Below are 16892 nucleotides of genomic sequence, written 5' to 3'. Positions count from 1 at the left end.
GAAATAATATGTAGCAAGGTCATGAACGCAAATATCGCAAATCTAAAAGTACGATTGATGATGTACTGGAGGATATTGCACCCTGATCAGGGTGCGCTCAGTTGTCGATCAATTGGAGAGGGAATTATGAAAAACTTAATGCGAACTGCGGCCGTGATGCTTTCTGCCGCTGCTTTTACTGTATCCGGAATTCACGCTGCACTGGCAGCAGATCCGATTGAAGTGAAGTTCACAACAGTATCTGTCCCAACCGACCTGCATACCAAAGCAATGAAAGTGTTTGCAGACAGCTTGAATGAACTTGAGCCGGGTGTTTTCGATATTCAGCTTTACGACTCCGGCTCTCTGTTCGGTCAAAACGGGGATCTGGATGCGCTGCAACGTGGCAACGCCGAGATGGCGTATGTATCGTTTCAGTCAATTGCGGATGCCATTCCTGCATTTGGCTTGTTCACGTCCGGCTATCTTTTCCAGAATGCCCAGCATTACCGCAACCTTATGCAAAGCGATCTTGGGGCCGAGGTGAAGCAGCGTGTCTCAGACGAAATGGGCATCCAATTGCTGGATGTATGCTACCTTGGAACGCGTCAGATAAATTTGCGTGAAGCGCGCGATGTTAAGGTTCCAGCCGATCTGGCAGGTGTCAAATTGCGGATGCCGGGTTCAGATGCCTGGTTGTTCCTTGGCAAAGCTCTTGGTGCCAACCCAACACCTTTGCCATTTTCTGAAGTTTATCTTGGTTTGCAAACCGGTACAGTTGATGGGCAGGATAATCCGCTTCCAACAGTTGATGCCGCCAAATTCTATGAAGTTACCGAACAGATTGTTTTGACGAACCATTTGGTCGACGGCTTGCCGATTGCGGTGAACAACCAGACCTGGGATCAGATGAGTGATGGAGCCAAGGCATCCATGGAATCTGCTGCGCAAGCAGCTTGTGACTGGAACAATGAAAACCGTATCGCAGAAGAAGACCGGTTGGTTGCGTTTTTTGAATCCAAGGGTCTGGCGGTGACAACCCCTGATCTTGATGCTTTCCGCGATCATGTTCAGGGATTCTACCTGAATTCAGACCGCGCAGCACTATGGCCTGAAGGTTGGTTGGAGCGTGTAAACGCACTTGCAGACTAAGTGACGACAAAAGTGCCCAACTCATACTCAAAAAAGTCACACGACTGGGCACGCTTACTCAAACAGAGCGCCGATTGCATCGGCGCTCTGTTGTTTATTCTGACATTTTCGGGATTTATCGTTCAGGTCTTTTTTCGCTATCTTCTCAATGACCCACTTGCCTGGTCACAGGAAGCAACGATGATCTCATTCATATGGGCGGTGTTCTGGGCAGCCGCTTTCATGGTTCCACAGCGGGAGCATGTGACGTTCGACGTGGTGTATGACATCGTTCCGGACCACGTTAAGCGCTGGTTCGCAATATTCTCCATGATTGTTTTGGCTATCGCATTCCTATTGGTGATACCGCGTACGGTTGATTATCTGGATTTTCTTTTGCGCAAACGCTCACCGGTTCTGCGTATTCAGATGACGTGGATATATGGCTGTTACCTGTTTTTTATCATCGGGTTCACCTTGCAAGCTGTGTGGCGGCTTTTTCATCTTTTCAGCGCCAAGTGGCGCGATCATATTTAGCCGAGGACACGAGCTATGTTGGCCTCAGTTGCCCTTCCAATCATGATCATTTTGCTGATCGTTACGACTGTTGCGGGTATGCCCATGGGCATAGCGATGATTGTCTCCAGCATTTTCTATCTGTTGATGGCCGGACGCGATATGGGGCTTGCATCGGAACAGGTTTTGAACGGCTTGTTTGGAAACTTTGTTGCCCTCGCAGTTCCGTTGTTCATATTCGCCGCCAACATCATGAACGCCGGCAAAATTTCAGACCGGCTTCTAAAATTTGCGCTGGCGGTTGTCGGGCGGATGCCCGGTGGTCTGGCCCAGGTCAATATCCTGACCAGTCTTATTTTCTCCGGGATGAGCGGTAGTGCGGTGTCAGATGTCGCCGGGGTCGGTAAAATCCTTACAACCATGATGATTAAAGACAATCGATACCCACGTGGCTTTGCTGGCGCGATCACGGCCACATCTTCCGTTGTCGGCCCGATCTTTCCACCGTCTATCCCGATGGTTTTCTATGCCCTGATTTCGTCCACTTCGGTCGGGGTGTTGTTTTTAGGCGGCGTTATTCCAGCCCTGTTGATTGTCGTCGTGCTTTCAATCGTTGTCATGATAGCTGCAAAAGTGCGTGGTTTCCCGGTCGAAGCACCGATTGCGCTGCGGGCATTCCCGCTGATAATTTTGCGCGCTTTGCCACCATTGATGATGCCCGCGATCCTGCTTGGCGGTATATATTCCGGTGCTTTCACGCCAACCGAGGCCGCAGCAGTCTCAGCTCTTTACGCTCTGATTCTCGCTGTATTTGCCTATAGATCACTTGGCTTGAGGGAATTTTTTGATGTCGTTGTTGCAACGGTTCGCACAACGGCTGTTGTCGCCATGGTCTTGGCGGGCGCGTTTATTTTCAACTATGTGATTACTGTTGAAAATATTCCCCAGGCGGTGTTCGCGTTTTTTGACAGTTACGAAATGACGACCGTCAAATTCCTGATTATGGTAAACCTTTTGTATCTGGTACTTGGTTGTTTCCTTGATGTTTCAACCATCATGCTGGTGATCACGCCCCTGTTCATCCCCACCGCAGCTGCTCTGGGGATAGATTTGCATCATTTCGGCGTAGTTATTGTTTTCAACATGATGATTGGTCTGATTACACCGCCATATGGAATATTGCTGTTTATTATCAAGGCTCTAATCGGAATACCCTTAGGGGAGATGATACGAGAGATCTGGTTGTTTGTCGGTGTGCTTATTGTGCTCCTTGGGGTGATTACCTTTACTCCCGAACTGGTGCTATGGCTGCCAAGGGTCGCTGGACTGCTCTGATCAAAGTTTCACTTTTGGAGCGCCGGGCACGGGTAATTTCAAATTTTCTGACCATCTGGTGAATGTTAAAATTATCATCACGGGAATCGTCTCGATCTGACATTTGTAATCTGGCGATCACCAACCCTGGAGGTTTTGACCCTAGGTGGTTGGACGCTGGCTTTGTGGCAGGAACTTTTTTGAAGACTTTATGGCGATAGTCCATCAATCTTGCCGATGGCAACTATCACTGGGCGACTACCACTGGGCAACAATCGCTGGGGATCGACTTAATGCAATCGTTTGGCACGCAAAACTGGACTGCAAAAGGTGGTGCAAAATTTACCACGCAAAAGGGCCATCGCATTTGGTTGCGCGCACAGGCGGATGCCCTGTTGGAATTTTTCGAACCCAATGTCCTAAATCCGGCGGGTGGTTTCCGGATGTTGGGAAATAGTGGACAAGCTTTACCAGCGGATCCGGGCCATGCCGGTACCGAGCGGGAATTGCATGATACCACGCGAATGGTGCACTGTTTTGCTATCGCAAAACTGCTTGGCCGTCCCTCTGCCGACACCTACATCGACCAGGGAATGGACTTTATCTGGAACCACCACAGAGATCCCATCAATGGCGGCTACTATTGGGGGGTGCGTGATAACGGCCCAGCGAACCCGAACAAACTTGCATATGGCCACGCTTTTGTCTTGCTGGCGGCTTCTTCTGCCAAAGCTGTTGGCCACCGCGATGCAGATCGCCTGCTGGAAAATGCCACAGAGATTTTACACAGCCGTTTCTGGGATGCCAAAAACGGAACAACCAGCGAAGAATACACCGCAGACTGGCAAAGCATCAGTGACTACCGTGGACAAAATTCAAACATGCATCTCACCGAGGCGCTTATGGCCGCTTATGAGGTCACTTTGGATCAAACCTATTTGGACATGGCGCAGAGCATCGCCGAGTTTTTCATAAACCAGCATGCCCGCACATTGGGGTGGCGTGTTCCCGAGCATTTTGATTCAAAATGGCGCGTTGATCTCGATCATGCAGGTGATCCGGTTTTTCGCCCGAAAGGTGTCACACCTGGTCACGCACTGGAATGGAGCCGCCTGATTATTCAATTATGGAATATGAATAAGCGTCAACATGACTGGATGCCCGAAGCTGCCAAAAACCTGTTTCTCGTTGCGGTTGAGACCGGCTGGAATACGGAAATTGGTGGATTATATTACACCACCGATTGGGATAAGCGACCGGATCAGGCCGTTCGTTTGTGGTGGCCATGTGCTGAAGGCGTCGCTGCAGCAGCAGTGCTGGGAACTGTTCACTCTGATCCGGAGATTGAGGATTGGTACCGTAAAATCTGGGGTTTCATCGACACCAATTTTATCGATCATAAAGACGGTGGTTGGTTTCCGGAACTGGATGCCGAATTATCACCAACAAACACCATATTTACCGGCAAACCAGACCTGTACCACGCGCTTCAAGCATGCCTGATACCGTTGTTGCCATCAGATGGCAGTCTGATCCAGGGGCTGATCAGCGAAGCAGCGTAGGTAAAAGCGTAAACCTGACAGAGCGGATTGATCGTCTGCGGGTCAGGTATCGGCGCGCACATCCAGATCAGATAAAAGAGCTGCCACATCACAGCCCTTTTATCAGACCTGTATTCCAGATATGGTTTTGCAGTTCGCGCAATTCATGCGCTGCAGAATCGTTGTTCTGGAGAAACCCGTGTCTGAAAAACGAACCTACACCGTGTTGGAAATGCTGGAAAAGCTGGTTGCTTTCCCAAGCGTTTCACGAGACAGCAATCTGCCTGTCATAGACTTCATTGAAGAGTATCTTGGCGCTTATGGTGTGACGTCGACACGGGTCTACAATTCAGATCGCACCAAGGCCAGCCTCTATGCAACGGTCGGGCCACAGGTTCCCGGCGGCGTTGTGCTGTCCGGGCATACCGATGTGGTGCCGGTTGATGGTCAGGACTGGACGACAGATCCATTCACGGTGACGCGGAAGGGCGATCGGCTGTTTGGGCGTGGGACCTGTGACATGAAGGGGTTTCTGGCGCTGGGTCTTGCAGATTTGCCAGCGATGGTTGCTGCTGATTTGGCCCGCCCGATCCATTTCGCTTTTTCATATGATGAGGAACTGGCCTGTCTGGGTGCCTGGGATCTGGTGGCGGAAATGGCCAAACATGTGGCCATGCCGGCGGCGGTTATTGTTGGCGAGCCGACCAATATGGAAGTGGTCACCGGGCATAAGGGTTTTTTGAATTTCGAAACACGGGTACGTGGCTTTGAAGTCCATTCCAGCCTGTCGCACACCGGCGTTTCTGCGGTGATGATTGCTGCCAGGCTGGTCACATATCTGTCGGATATGAGCGAGCAGAACAGACAGGCTGCAGACCCGCTTAACCCGTTTGTGCCGAACTGGTCGACCTTGCATTGCGGTCAAATAGAGGGCGGTACAGCTCACAATATCGTGGCCAAGGATTGCTGGTTTGTGACAGATATCCGGGCCATTGCCGGTGAAACGCCGCGCCAGTATTTCGAGCGCTATGTGGATCATGTCCGCAAAGAGGTTGAACCGGCGATGCAGGCAATCCATCCCGATACGGGCATTGACATTGAAATTCTCTCGGAAGTGCCGGGGCTTGTTCCTGAAAACAATGGGGTCGCGGAGGAACTGGCCCGGTCCCTGACGGGAGACAATGGCTCTCATGTTGTGTCTTACGGCACGGAAGCGGGTCAGTTTCAGGGCGTTGGTTTTTCGGTCGTAGTCTGTGGGCCGGGCTCCATAGAGCAAGCACACCAGCCTAATGAATATGTCGAAGTTTCAGAACTTGAGAGCGGCAGCCGCTTCATTCAGGATCTCATAAAACGTCAGTCCAACTGAGGTTGGCATCGTTCAAAGGGTGTTTTTTTCTCGCTTTAAAGTTGCGCAAAGCGTATCTGTATCCTCAACTTGTTACATTTTGCGACATAACAATTGATCAATTATTCGTTTGTTCCTTGAATGAGCCGTCTAAAAACCCAATCTCCCAGTCACACGGAAAACGTAAGTCTTTCGGGGGCTGGGGTGCCTTGGGCTTCACTCACTTTCACAAAATGTGATACTTGAGCCAGCGCAAAGTGCAATTTTGCTCAGACAGATTTGCCTGACACATTGTTGAACTTTTAGTAGAGATCAGTATGGACACTTTGACGCGCATGCGAACCTTCATTGCGGTCGTGGACGAAGATGGATTTTCCGCTGCAGGACGTGCCCTTGGCCGGTCAAAGGCATTGGTGTCCAAATATGTCAGTGAGTTGGAAGACGAGTTGGGCGTGCGGCTTTTGAACCGCACCACCCGCAAATTGTCGCTCACTGAAATCGGCCATTCCTATTTTCATGAAGCACAGACCATTATTCATCAAGTGGACATGCTGCAGGAAAGCGTTCAGGACAAAAGCGGAAAGGCCAAAGGTTTGCTGCGCATTTCTGCACCGCGTTCGCTGGCAGATTCCCATCTTGTCGATACCATCATGGGCTTTGCGGAAAGCGAGCCGGATGTGGCTCTGGAGCTGGTTCTGGAAGACCGCTTTGTCGATCTCATCCAGGAAGCCTTTGATGTGGCAATCCGTATTACTGCGCTGGAAGATTCCAGTTTGATTGCGCGGCGGCTCGGCTCGTTTAGGATCGTGACCTGTGCCTCACCGGATTTTATTGATGCCAATGGTGAGGTGGATATTCCGGCAGATCTGCATGACAAGCCCTGCATCATCGACAGCAATCTGAAATCGCGCCAGAACTGGACCTTTTTTGAACGGGGCAAACGGGTGGCTGTCCCGGTGAAGGGCCGGGTTGAAACCAACTCACCACAGGCAGTCCGTCTTGGTGCGTTATCGGGTCTTGGCTACGCTCGCACATTGCACATGCTTGTTGCTGAGGATCTGAAACAGGGACGGCTTGTCCAGGTTTTGGAAGACTATGAAGCAAATGATGTGGGAATTTTTGTCGTTTATGCCAACCGCCGCCATCTTTCTTCCAAAATTCGGGCCTTTGTGGATTATATGAGCAAGAACTATCAAAAAACTGAGGATTGATTCGTTGTGACCCGTTCCGGAATGTCCAGTTTAGTGTTCAGCGCCGCTTTCCTGACGGGGCTGTCATCGATGCCAGAAGCGGACGCCCACCCCCATGTTTGGGTCGATACGCGCGCCGAAGTGGTGTTTGATGCACAGGACCGCGTATCGGCAGTTCGCCACGCCTGGACATTTGACGATGCCTTCTCCGTCTATGTCATTCAGGGCCTCGATGAAAATGAGGACGGTATCTACACACGCGAAGAATTATCATCGCTTGCGCAGGTCAACGTGGAAAGTCTCGCAGATTATGAGTTCTTCACCTTTATGGGTGTGGAAGAGGCCGAGGTGGATTTCGACGGTCCCGTCGATTACTGGCTCTATTATGATGCCGATAAAAGTCGCCTGACGCTCAATTTTACGCTGCCACTCAAGCAACCGGCTCTGGTCATCGGCGATCTCATTCTGGAAATCTACGACCCGGAAGCTTTTGTTGCGTTTTCAGTCAATGAAGAGGATTCCATCAAACTGGCCTCCGGTGCGCCGAATAATTGCAGCGTTGAAGTCAAACCTGCCGAAGAGATGGATGATGCCTTTGCAGCGGCCCTTGCCGAATTGCCGGCAGATCAGCGTCAGGTGCCGGACGAATTTTTCTCTGTGACCTCAAAACTCTCCAATTCAGCGGTTATCCGGTGTCGATAAGGCCTCTTTCTGTCGGATTGATTGTTCTGTGCCTGTATTTGTATCTGGGCACCAGCATGGCGCTTGCCCAAAGTGGACCCTTTGGTGTTGGCGCGCCCGAGGCCGCTCCCATTCCCACTGATGGCCTGTTTTCAGATTTCTTTCGCTGGGTGGCAGCGGTGCAAAGCACCTTTTACCAGCAATTGACCGGCGCCGTGCGCGACATGAAACAGAATGGCAGTGCCTTCTGGACCCTGATCAGTCTCAGCTTTTTGTATGGCGTGTTTCATGCCGCCGGCCCGGGGCATGGGAAGGTTGTCATGTCATCCTATGTGCTGGCCAACCGGGAAACCGCAAAAAGAGGTGCGGTCTTGTGTCTGCTGTCCTCCTTGTTGCAGGCCCTGGTTGCGATAGGTGTGATTTCCGTTCTGGCAATTCTGTTTAATGCCACGAGCCTTGTCATCACTGATGCAAGCCGGTTTTTGGAGGTCGGGTCCTACGTGCTGGTGACCGTGCTTGGTGCCTATCTGGTTTTCAAAGCGATACGCGGGTTTTTGAACGTACAACCAGCTTCATCCACTCACAGGCAAGGTCACGATCACCATCATAACCACAGCCATGACCACCATCATCATGATGAAAATTGCGGGTGCGGCCATGCGCATGCACCAAGCCCTGAACTTGCAGATCGGGCAAAGGGCAGTGTGAAAGCGGCTGTTGCCGCCATATTCTCTGTTGGTCTTCGGCCCTGCACCGGGGCACTGATTGTGCTTGTGTTTGCATTGGCGCAAGGACTGTTCTGGGCCGGCGTGCTGTCTGCGCTGGCGATGGGGCTTGGCACAGCCATCACGGTGACAACACTGATGTTTTTGGCCGTTGGTACGCGCAGGGCGACTTTGGTGTTTACCGGTTCAAACACCCGTGGTGCTGCGTATGTGCTGAATGGGATTCAACTCCTGGGAGCTTTAGCGGTGCTCCTGCTTGGTGGAATTTTGCTGACTGCGGCTTTGCTTTAGCGGTTGAAGTGGTGGATCCTCGGAACAAGTCCGAGGATGACGGTGGTGGATTGCAAAAGCTCACGAACACAGTTCAGCGCAAACAACCCTTTAAGCGCGCCATCCTCGGACTTGTTCCGAGGATCCACAGCAGCCTTTCATGACCGCATGATCGAGCCAAAATACTCGAAAATCTTCTTCGACACTGGATCGCTGGCCGCCCAATATTCCGGGTGCCATTGCACGCCCAGGGCAAAGGCCCTGGCACCATCTACGGAGATGGCTTCAATCGTCCCGTCATCGGCTGTTGCTTCAATGGAAAGGCCATCTGCCAAACGGTCAATGGCCTGGCGGTGCAATGAATTGATGGCGACTGGCGCATTGCCCAAAATACGCGCCAGAAGGCCATCCTTTACCGGATTTATGGTGTGTGCGATTTTGTAGCGTACGTCCTGATCTGAGTGTACAGCGGCGCGGTGATCCATGATCCCCTGGTTTTCCTGAATTTCCGTATGCAGCGTGCCGCCATAGGCAACGTTCAGTTCCTGATGCCCCCTGCAAACGGCCAGCAGAGGTGTGCCACGCGCAATAGCGTTGCGGATCAGTGGCAAAGTGGTTTCGTCTCGGTCGTGATCATAGGGCTCGTGTTTTTCGGTAGGGCTCTGGCCATAGATCTGCGGAAAGACATTGCTTTTGGAGCCTGTTACCAGAACGCCATCCACCCGGCTCAACACGCTGTCAAAGTCCGTTTTTGAAGTCAGATCGGGCAGAATAACGGGCTGCGCCCCGGTAACGTCCGAGACTGCTTTCAGGTAGGTATCGATGGCGCCATGCCAATTATAGCCACCCGTCTGCACAACATCTGACGTGACAAGAACCAAAGGTTTCATAAGTGTTTCCAAAGAAAATCAACAGAATTCAGATTGCGTCGGATTTGATCCTATTTCCACCACATTTTATCATCAAATGCTCTCGCGTAAGTCGAACCAGAGTTGCTAAGCGTGTCAAGGATCGCCGCAGCTTGTTAAACCACAAAAAAGAGACCATGTTACCAATTCAGACGATCGACCCTCAGGAAATCGAGGCATCAACCGACGGCTGCGTAAACGCGCGGCGCGACTATATTCTAGGCCTTTGGGCCGGACACAAAATGGGCCTTCACGGTGACGAGCTGCAGCTCTATGTCCGCGATGTCCTTTACACGGATCGCGTGACCCCCGGAACTGATCCAATGATCAACAAGGTGGCTCAGGACTTTTCAAGTTGTGGCGTTGCTCTTGCCAACAACCAGATCAGAGTTGCGTTCCAGAATGCCGAGCGTACGGCCCGCACGGAAATGATGGTGACCGACTGATTTTTCGATCCTGCTGGTCAACCGCATAGGTTGGCCAGCTATCGTTCAGGATTTTGCCGCCTCACTCACGACGTGCTGCAAGCACCTCAATCTCCACAACAAACTCTTCACGCGTAAACCCTGATACAATCATCAGCGTCGATGCGGGCGGCGGCTCTGAGACGTAATTGTCCCGGGCGCGCATGTAACCTGCCAGATGGTCGCGATGGCTGACATAGGCATTGATCCGTACAATGTGCGACAAATCCATTGCGGCGCTTGCCAGAATTTTCTCAATGTTCTGAAAGATGAGATCTGTCTGCGCTTCTGCGCCGTCAGGAATCTGATCATCAAGCGCTATTCCCAATTGACCCGAGCAAACAAGAAGACGCGCATTGGGCGGCACTTCCACGCCATGGCTGTAATTGGCAAAAGGCGCTCTGATCGTCGCTGGAGTGTGCCGTGGAAACTGATCTGCCATTCCGTCATATCCTGTGTGTTGCTGTCAGATTCGATTAAGCGCGGAAAACAGATCTTTGGCTAGCCCAGGTTTTGGTCCCGGTTTCGATCTTGGTTTCAGCCGGTTTGAATTGCACCAAAAATTACCCATTGAGAATTTTGCGTCACGTTGGAGCTTGATTTTCTGGTGCACTGCATCACACACTGTAGGCGGCCCTCCCAAAGCGGTCTCAATTTTCGCAAGCAAAAGGAATCTTGCCATGGTGTCCAACCACATGAAATCCCTCGCGGCTTTTGGCGCACTCGCCTTGAGTGCCACTTTCGCAACCCAATCCAGCGCTCTTGAAGATGTTACATTCGGCACGAACTGGCTGGCACAGGCCGAACATGGCGGTTTCTATCAATCCGTGGCTGACGGCACCTACGAAGCCTGCGGGCTTAACGTAACTGTTGCGCCAGGCGGTCCACAGGTCAATAATCGTGCGCTGATGCTGGCAGGCAAAATCGAGTTTCATATGGGCGGCAACATGCTGCAGCCTTTCTCTGCCGCAGAGCAGAACATCCCGGTTGTTGTTCTGGCCTCCATGTTCCAGAAAGAGCCGCAGGTTCTGATCAGCCATCCGGACCAGGGGTTCGATACCTGGGAAAGCCTGAAAGGTGCCAAGCTGTTTTTGGGCGAAAATGGCTTTCAGAGCTATTATAAATGGATGATCGCCGAACATGGTTTCACGGTCGAACAGCGGGAACCCTACACATTTAATGCAGCGCCATTCCTTGCGGACAAAAAGTCTGCGCAACAGGGTTACATCACCTCAGAGCCATTCGCGATTGAGCGTGAAGGTGGCTTCAAGCCCAACCTTTTCCTGCTGGCTGATTATGGATTTGATACATATTCCACAACAATAGAAGCCATGCAGGCAACCATCGATGCCAAACCAGAAATCGTTAAATGCTTCATTGATGGCTCCATTCTGGGTTGGGTGAATTATCTTTATGGCGACAATGCCGCTGCCAATGAGATGATCAAGAAAGACAATCCGGATATTACGGATGAGCAGATTGCGTTCTCCATTGAGACAATGAAAGAATTTGGCATTGTTGATAGTGGTGATTCTGAAACGATGGGCATTGGTGCCATGACTGATGCGCGGCAGAAAAGCTTCTACGACAAAATGGTTGCTGCTGGTGTGACACCGGCTGACCTGGATATTTCCAAAATTTATACGCTGGATTTCATCAACAAAGGCGTTGGTGTTGAGTTGAAGAAAAAACTCACCGGCATGTAATCGATCCTGATTTCCGGTCGCGGCAAAAGCTTGTCGCGATCGGGCTCTCCTTCAAGGCAGTTTTCTCGTGAACCAATCGCCTCTGATATCCCTCAACGACATTACAAAATCTTTTTCGAATGGCACTGTTGCCTTGCGCGACATGGCGCTGGACGTCCACCAGGGTGAATTTGTCAGCCTGCTTGGCCCGTCTGGTTGTGGTAAATCCACTGCGTTGCGGATTATTGCCGGCCTTGCGCCTGCGACGACCGGAACTGTGTCCTGGGGCAATGCGTCCGGCACCGACGCGGAAGAGGCCTCCCATGATGTCAGCTTTGTGTTTCAGGAACCAACCCTGATGCCTTGGGCGACTGTGTTCGGGAATGTCTTTTTGCCACTGAAGTTGAAAGGGCAGAGCAAGGCCAAGGCCCGCGATGCTGTCATGGAAGCTTTGGAACTTGTTGGTCTTGAGCAATTTGAAAGTTCCTATCCACGTGAATTGTCCGGCGGCATGAAAATGCGGGTGTCGATTGCCCGCGCTTTGGTGACAAGGCCCCGGCTTTTGCTGATGGATGAACCATTTGCGGCGCTGGATGAGATCACACGCTTCAAGCTCAACAATGATCTTCTGGAGCTGTGGCAGCGCTTTAACTGGACTGTCATTTTTGTCACCCATTCCGTGTTCGAATCCGTCTACCTCTCCAACCGGATCGTTGTGATGGCGGCCCGGCCGGGTCGGGTTGTGGATGATATGTCGATTGATGCACCCTATCCGCGCGATGAGACGTTCCGCACAAGTGATGTCTATAGCCAGTATTGTCGGGAGGTCTCCGAAGCGCTGCATAAAGCGATGGATTCCTACAAGCCGGGGGCATTGGCATGAGCCAATTGGAAACTCAGCCGGTCAGCGGCGATGTGGTTCTGATTGATCCCATTGAGGTGGCCCGCGCCCGCGCCAAACGCCGCGACCAGGTGCTGCAGTGGCTGCTGCCGCTGGTCATCTTTGCCATTGCCATTTTTCTGTGGGACCGGATTTGCGTCTGGAATGAAATCCCGTCCTACATTCTGCCGCGACCGGGACTTGTCTGGGACACTCTGGTCACGGATTGGGGCCTGCTGTCGTTCTCGCTTCTGAATACGCTCAAAATTACATTTTTAAGTCTGGCACTGGCCATCGCCGGTGGGGTGGGACTGGCCGTCATGTTCACCATTTCGCGCCGTGTGGAAATGTCCCTGTTTCCATTTGCCATCATTTTGCAAGTCACACCCATTGTAGCGGTGTTTCCGCTGATCAATATCTATGTGGATGACCAGACCGCAAAGCTGCTACTGTGCGCATGGATTGTGGCGTTCTTTCCAATTCTGTCCAACACGACGCTTGGCCTCAACTCGGTTGACCACAATCTGCGTGATTTGTATCGGCTTTACGGCGCGTCTCGCTGGCAGACCCTTTGGCACCTGCAATTGCCCGCTGCGATGCCGTTCTTTCTTGGTGGATTGAAAATTGCAGGTGGTCTGGCCCTGATTGGTGCTGTTGTGGCAGAGTTTGTTGCCGGGGCTGCCGGACAGAGTTCCGGTCTGGCCTCACGCATTATCGAAGCGGGATACAGGCTGAATGCACCCAGGCTGTTTGCCGCGCTGCTGCTGATATCAGTGACGGGAATTCTGATCTTTTTTTCAACGTCTTTGATATCCCATCTGGTTTTACGTAAATGGCATGAAAGTGCCCTTAAAAGAGAAGTTTGAAGCGTGAGGAATAAAGCGTGACGTCATTGCCCGGTTTTCTGACCGTTCCAAAATTTGAGCGTTATGTGCTGTCTCGCGGGCGGGTGCCAGCCGCGCTGATTGCTGATCTGGGTGGCCCGAATTTCCCCAAAACAGGGTTTCCGCCTGATGAGGATCTGGTCTGTGCGGACTTCCTGATTGACGATGGTAAATTGAAAGCAATTGCTGCGCCCGGTGCCTTTGACGGTGAACTGGCGGTGCTGCATCTGGATCAGGCGATGGTGCTGCCGGCCTTTACGGAATTGCATACGCATCTGGACAAGGGGCATATCCAGCCCCGGCAGCCAAACCCGGATGGCTCATTCGACGGTGCGCTGGCAAGCGTAACCGCTGACAGAGCGGCCAATTGGAGCGCGGAGGATGTGCGCGGCCGGATGGAGTTCAGCCTACGCTGTGCCTATGCACATGGCACGCGATCCATTCGTACCCATCTGGACTCGGTCGCCGAGCAGCACCGTATTTCCTGGCCGGTATTTGCCGAGTTGCGCGCTGATTGGGTGGATCGCATAAATCTCCAGGCAGCCTCGCTTGTGGGTATTGAAGCGCTGGCCGATGATGCGGAGCGCTGCGCTGTTCTGGAAAGTGTTCTGGCCGCTGGCGGTATTGCCGGCGCTGTCACCTATATGGTTCCCGAACTGGAGGCGACGCTGGAGCATATGTTCCGTGATGCGATGGATGCGGGCATCGATCTGGATTTTCATGTCGATGAAACGCTTGATCCTGAAGCGCATTCCCTTGCGGTGATTGCTGAAAAGGCGATCGCGTTGAATTATCAGGGCCGGATTACCTGCGGTCATTGCTGTTCCGTGTCCCGGCAACCGGATGATGAGGTGGATCGGACGCTTGATCTGGTGGCACAGGCCAATATCACCGTGGTCAGCCTGCCGATGTGTAATTTGTATTTGCAGGACAGGGTATCGTCGGATGCCGCCCCGCGCACGCCTCGATACAGGGGTGTGACGCTGCTGCATGAAATGAAGGCGCGCGGCATTCCTGTGGCTGTTTCATCGGACAATACGCGTGACCCGTTTTATGCCTACGGCGATCTGGATGCGCTGGAAGTCTATCGGGAAGCGACCCGCATCGCGCATCTGGATCATCCCATTGGAGACTGGATTAAAATCATCACTGAAACACCAGCATCAACCATGGGCGTTCCGGGTGGTTTTGACATTGACGGCCCGGCTGATCTGGTGCTGGTGAAGGCGCGTAGTTTCAATGAGCTTTTGTCGCGTCCGCAGATGGACCGTGTGGTACTGCGGCGCGGGCAGGCTATTGAACGTGCGCTGCCCGAATATCGCGAATTGGACCCGTTGCTGTCCTGAGTTTCTATTTTTTCAAGGAGTACCGCACATGGATGTTGGCAGGCTGATAGCTGATCTGACTCCGGTTAAATGCGAAGATAATGCGGCGATTGTGAAACAGAAAAGCCGCGATTTTTTCTGGTATTCACCGGTTCTGAAACGTCAGTTGGATGATGTCACTGCGGATCTGATCGCCTCACCGGTCAGCGAGGCCGAGGTTATCCACGTGCTGAAAACCTGCTTTGCCCATGATGTGCCGGTGACCCCGCGCGGCACGGGTACGGGCAATTACGGGCAGGCCATGCCTTTGTCAGGTGGCGTGTTGCTGGATTTGTCGCGGTTCAACAAGGTCAAGCAGATTTCCACCGGGCGGTTTGTCGCAGAGCCGGGTGCTGTGATTGCCGAGATCGACAAGCAGGCCCGACAAAGCGGACAGGAAGTGCGGATGCACCCTTCCACCTATGCGACGGCCTCAATCGGTGGCTTTATTGCTGGTGGGTCCGGCGGCGTCGGATCGATCAACTTTGGTGGCCTTCGGGATCTGGGCAATGTGATCCGGCTGCGTGTCGTCACCATGGAAGCCGAGCCGCGCATTCTGGAACTGGGCGGCGAAGATCTGCAGAAGGTCAGCCATGCCTATGGCACCAATGGCATTATCACCGAAGTGGAAATGCCGCTTGGCCCGGCCTATGACTGGGTGGATGTGCTGGTGGGATTTGAGCCTGCCGGAAGCGATGCATTTGACGGTTGGATGGAGGCCGTGCGTTTTGGCAATGATCTTGGCCTGCAGGATGGTATTCTAACCAAGAATATTGCGCCGGTTCAGGCGCCCATTCCCGAACAGTATTTTCTGCGCCACCGAAAATTCATCATGAGCGGCCAATCCGTTTGCGTCTGCATGGTGGCACCATTTGCAATGGATGCCTTTGCAACCTTCGTGGCGCGGGGACCGGGCAGCATTCTGTATCGTTCCGATACAGCCTCTGATGAGGAGAAAAAAGGGCTGCCGCCTGCGTTTGAACTGGCCTGGAACCACACCACCTTGCGTGGTCTCAGGGTTGACCCAAGCATTACCTATCTTCAGGTGCTTTACCCATTTCCAGATCAAATTACCCGCGTGGAAGCAATGTCAAAACGCTTTCCAGGAGAGGTTATGGGACATCTGGAATATGTCCGCTTTGATGGCCATGTCACCTGTTTTGGATTGCCAATCGTGAAGTTCACCACCGAGGAACGCCTTGAGGAGATCATGCGTATTCACGAGGAAGAAGGTTGCCCGATCTTCAATCCGCATCGCTATACGCTCGAAGAAGGCGGCATGAAGCAAACCGATGCTGTGCAACTGGATTTCAAGCGCGAAGCAGACCCCAAAGGTCTTCTCAACCCGGGCAAAATGGTCGCCTGGGATAATCCGGATTTTGATTTTTCCAAGCAGACATATCTGTTTCCGGGTCTGGAGCGGTAATTGATGCGTGTTCTGGTTATTTATGCGCACCCGGTCGAAACCAGTTTTAATGCTGCCATGCATGAAATGGTGGTGGAGACACTGACAAAGGCCGGTCATGAAGTGGATGACTGCGATCTTTATGCAGAAGGGTTTGACGCTATTCTGTCGCGTGAAGAGCGCCAGAATTATCATGATACAGAGATCAACCGGCGGCCTGTTGCCGACTATGTGGACAGGCTGCTGACTGCGGACGCACTGGTTCTGGTGCATCCGGTCTGGAACTTTGGGCTTCCGGCAATTCTGAAAGGTTTTATGGACCGGGTTTTGCTGCCCGGTGTGTCGTTTCATATTTCAGATGGAAAATTGACGCCGGGCTTGCTGCATTTGCGCAAACTGGCCTGCATTGTCACTTATGGTTCCCAGCGCTGGCGGGCCATGGTTCTGGGCGATCCTCCGCGCAAAATCGCTACGCGCATGATGCGTGCCGTCATGAAGCCGGGTACGCCAGTATGGTATCTCGCTCAGTATGACATGAACAATGTGACTGACGCGCAACTGGGTGAGCATATGGAGCGCACGCGTCAAAAATTGTTGAAATTCTGACGAA

The 16892-nt window shown here is 52.4% G+C and carries 17 protein-coding genes; 15 read left to right on the top strand and 2 right to left on the bottom strand.

Going from position 1 to position 16892, the window contains the following annotated elements; translation table 11 throughout:
- Window positions 1-126: 126 nt before the first annotated feature.
- The 8 genes from RAL91_RS24310 to RAL91_RS24275 all read left to right on the top strand — a co-directional run bounded on the left by RAL91_RS24310 (window position 127) and on the right by RAL91_RS24275 (window position 8713).
- Window positions 127-1131, top strand: a complete 1005-nt coding sequence (locus RAL91_RS24310) for a sialic acid TRAP transporter substrate-binding protein SiaP (protein WP_306258805.1) — start codon at window positions 127-129, stop codon at window positions 1129-1131.
- A complete protein-coding gene (locus RAL91_RS24305) occupies window positions 1132-1647 on the top strand; it encodes a TRAP transporter small permease (protein WP_306258804.1) in 516 nt (171 codons plus the stop codon). It begins immediately after the preceding gene.
- A gap of 15 nt (window positions 1648-1662) precedes the next feature.
- The gene (locus RAL91_RS24300; protein WP_306258803.1) at window positions 1663-2961 is read left to right on the top strand and encodes a TRAP transporter large permease; all 1299 of its coding nucleotides are present in this window, start codon (window positions 1663-1665) and stop codon (window positions 2959-2961) included.
- A 272-nt stretch (window positions 2962-3233) separates the two neighbouring features.
- Window positions 3234-4502, top strand: a complete 1269-nt coding sequence (locus tag RAL91_RS24295; protein WP_306258802.1) for an AGE family epimerase/isomerase — start codon at window positions 3234-3236, stop codon at window positions 4500-4502.
- A 178-nt stretch (window positions 4503-4680) separates the two neighbouring features.
- Entirely contained in the window at window positions 4681-5847 is a 1167-nt protein-coding gene (gene argE / locus RAL91_RS24290) for an acetylornithine deacetylase (RefSeq protein WP_306258801.1), read from the top strand.
- Window positions 5848-6143: 296 nt separating this feature from the next.
- A complete protein-coding gene (locus RAL91_RS24285; RefSeq protein WP_306258800.1) occupies window positions 6144-7037 on the top strand; it encodes a LysR family transcriptional regulator in 894 nt (297 codons plus the stop codon).
- A 6-nt stretch (window positions 7038-7043) separates the two neighbouring features.
- Window positions 7044-7718 carry a DUF1007 family protein gene (locus RAL91_RS24280; protein ID WP_306258799.1) on the top strand — a complete coding sequence of 225 codons (675 nt, stop codon included), beginning with the start codon at window positions 7044-7046 and terminating at the stop codon, window positions 7716-7718.
- A 56-nt stretch (window positions 7719-7774) separates the two neighbouring features.
- Entirely contained in the window at window positions 7775-8713 is a 939-nt protein-coding gene (locus RAL91_RS24275) for a nickel/cobalt transporter (protein ID WP_306258798.1), read from the top strand.
- Between the two features lie 137 nt (window positions 8714-8850).
- On the opposite strand, the gene RAL91_RS24270 is transcribed toward RAL91_RS24275, so the two are convergent.
- Entirely contained in the window at window positions 8851-9582 is a 732-nt protein-coding gene (locus RAL91_RS24270) for a gamma-glutamyl-gamma-aminobutyrate hydrolase family protein (protein ID WP_306258797.1), read from the bottom strand.
- A 131-nt stretch (window positions 9583-9713) separates the two neighbouring features.
- Here RAL91_RS24270 and RAL91_RS24265 point away from each other — a divergent pair, with 131 nt between their 5' ends.
- Window positions 9714-10046 carry an ATPase inhibitor subunit zeta gene (locus tag RAL91_RS24265; protein WP_306258796.1) on the top strand — a complete coding sequence of 111 codons (333 nt, stop codon included), beginning with the start codon at window positions 9714-9716 and terminating at the stop codon, window positions 10044-10046.
- A gap of 61 nt (window positions 10047-10107) precedes the next feature.
- Here the strand turns inward: RAL91_RS24265 and RAL91_RS24260 are convergent, their stop codons facing one another.
- On the bottom strand, window positions 10108-10506 hold the full coding sequence (locus RAL91_RS24260; RefSeq protein WP_306258795.1) for a RidA family protein: 399 nt from the start codon (window positions 10504-10506) through the stop codon (window positions 10108-10110).
- A gap of 238 nt (window positions 10507-10744) precedes the next feature.
- On the opposite strand from RAL91_RS24260, the gene RAL91_RS24255 reads away from it, so the two are divergent.
- The 6 genes from RAL91_RS24255 to RAL91_RS24230 all read left to right on the top strand — a co-directional run bounded on the left by RAL91_RS24255 (window position 10745) and on the right by RAL91_RS24230 (window position 16888).
- Entirely contained in the window at window positions 10745-11770 is a 1026-nt protein-coding gene (locus tag RAL91_RS24255; protein WP_371932465.1) for an ABC transporter substrate-binding protein, read from the top strand.
- A 67-nt stretch (window positions 11771-11837) separates the two neighbouring features.
- A complete protein-coding gene (locus RAL91_RS24250) occupies window positions 11838-12632 on the top strand; it encodes an ABC transporter ATP-binding protein (protein WP_306258794.1) in 795 nt (264 codons plus the stop codon).
- Window positions 12629-13495, top strand: a complete 867-nt coding sequence (locus RAL91_RS24245) for an ABC transporter permease (protein WP_306258793.1) — start codon at window positions 12629-12631, stop codon at window positions 13493-13495. The genes RAL91_RS24250 and RAL91_RS24245 overlap by 4 nt, the downstream gene beginning before the upstream one ends.
- 17 nt (window positions 13496-13512) lie before the next feature.
- Entirely contained in the window at window positions 13513-14859 is a 1347-nt protein-coding gene (locus RAL91_RS24240) for a cytosine deaminase (RefSeq protein WP_306258792.1), read from the top strand.
- 28 nt (window positions 14860-14887) lie between these two features.
- Window positions 14888-16303 (top strand): FAD-binding oxidoreductase, encoded by a 1416-nt coding sequence (locus tag RAL91_RS24235; RefSeq protein WP_306258791.1) that lies wholly within the window; start codon window positions 14888-14890, stop codon window positions 16301-16303.
- A 3-nt stretch (window positions 16304-16306) separates the two neighbouring features.
- Window positions 16307-16888: an NAD(P)H-dependent oxidoreductase gene (locus RAL91_RS24230; RefSeq protein WP_306258790.1), complete on the top strand. Its 582-nt coding sequence runs from the start codon at window positions 16307-16309 to the stop codon at window positions 16886-16888.
- Window positions 16889-16892 lie beyond the last annotated feature (4 nt).

This window comes from Pararhizobium sp. IMCC21322, assembly GCF_030758295.1.
Classification (GTDB): Bacteria; Pseudomonadota; Alphaproteobacteria; order Rhizobiales.
Note: the sequence above shows the minus strand (reverse complement) of the source record. Positions and strands in the feature narration are given on the sequence as shown.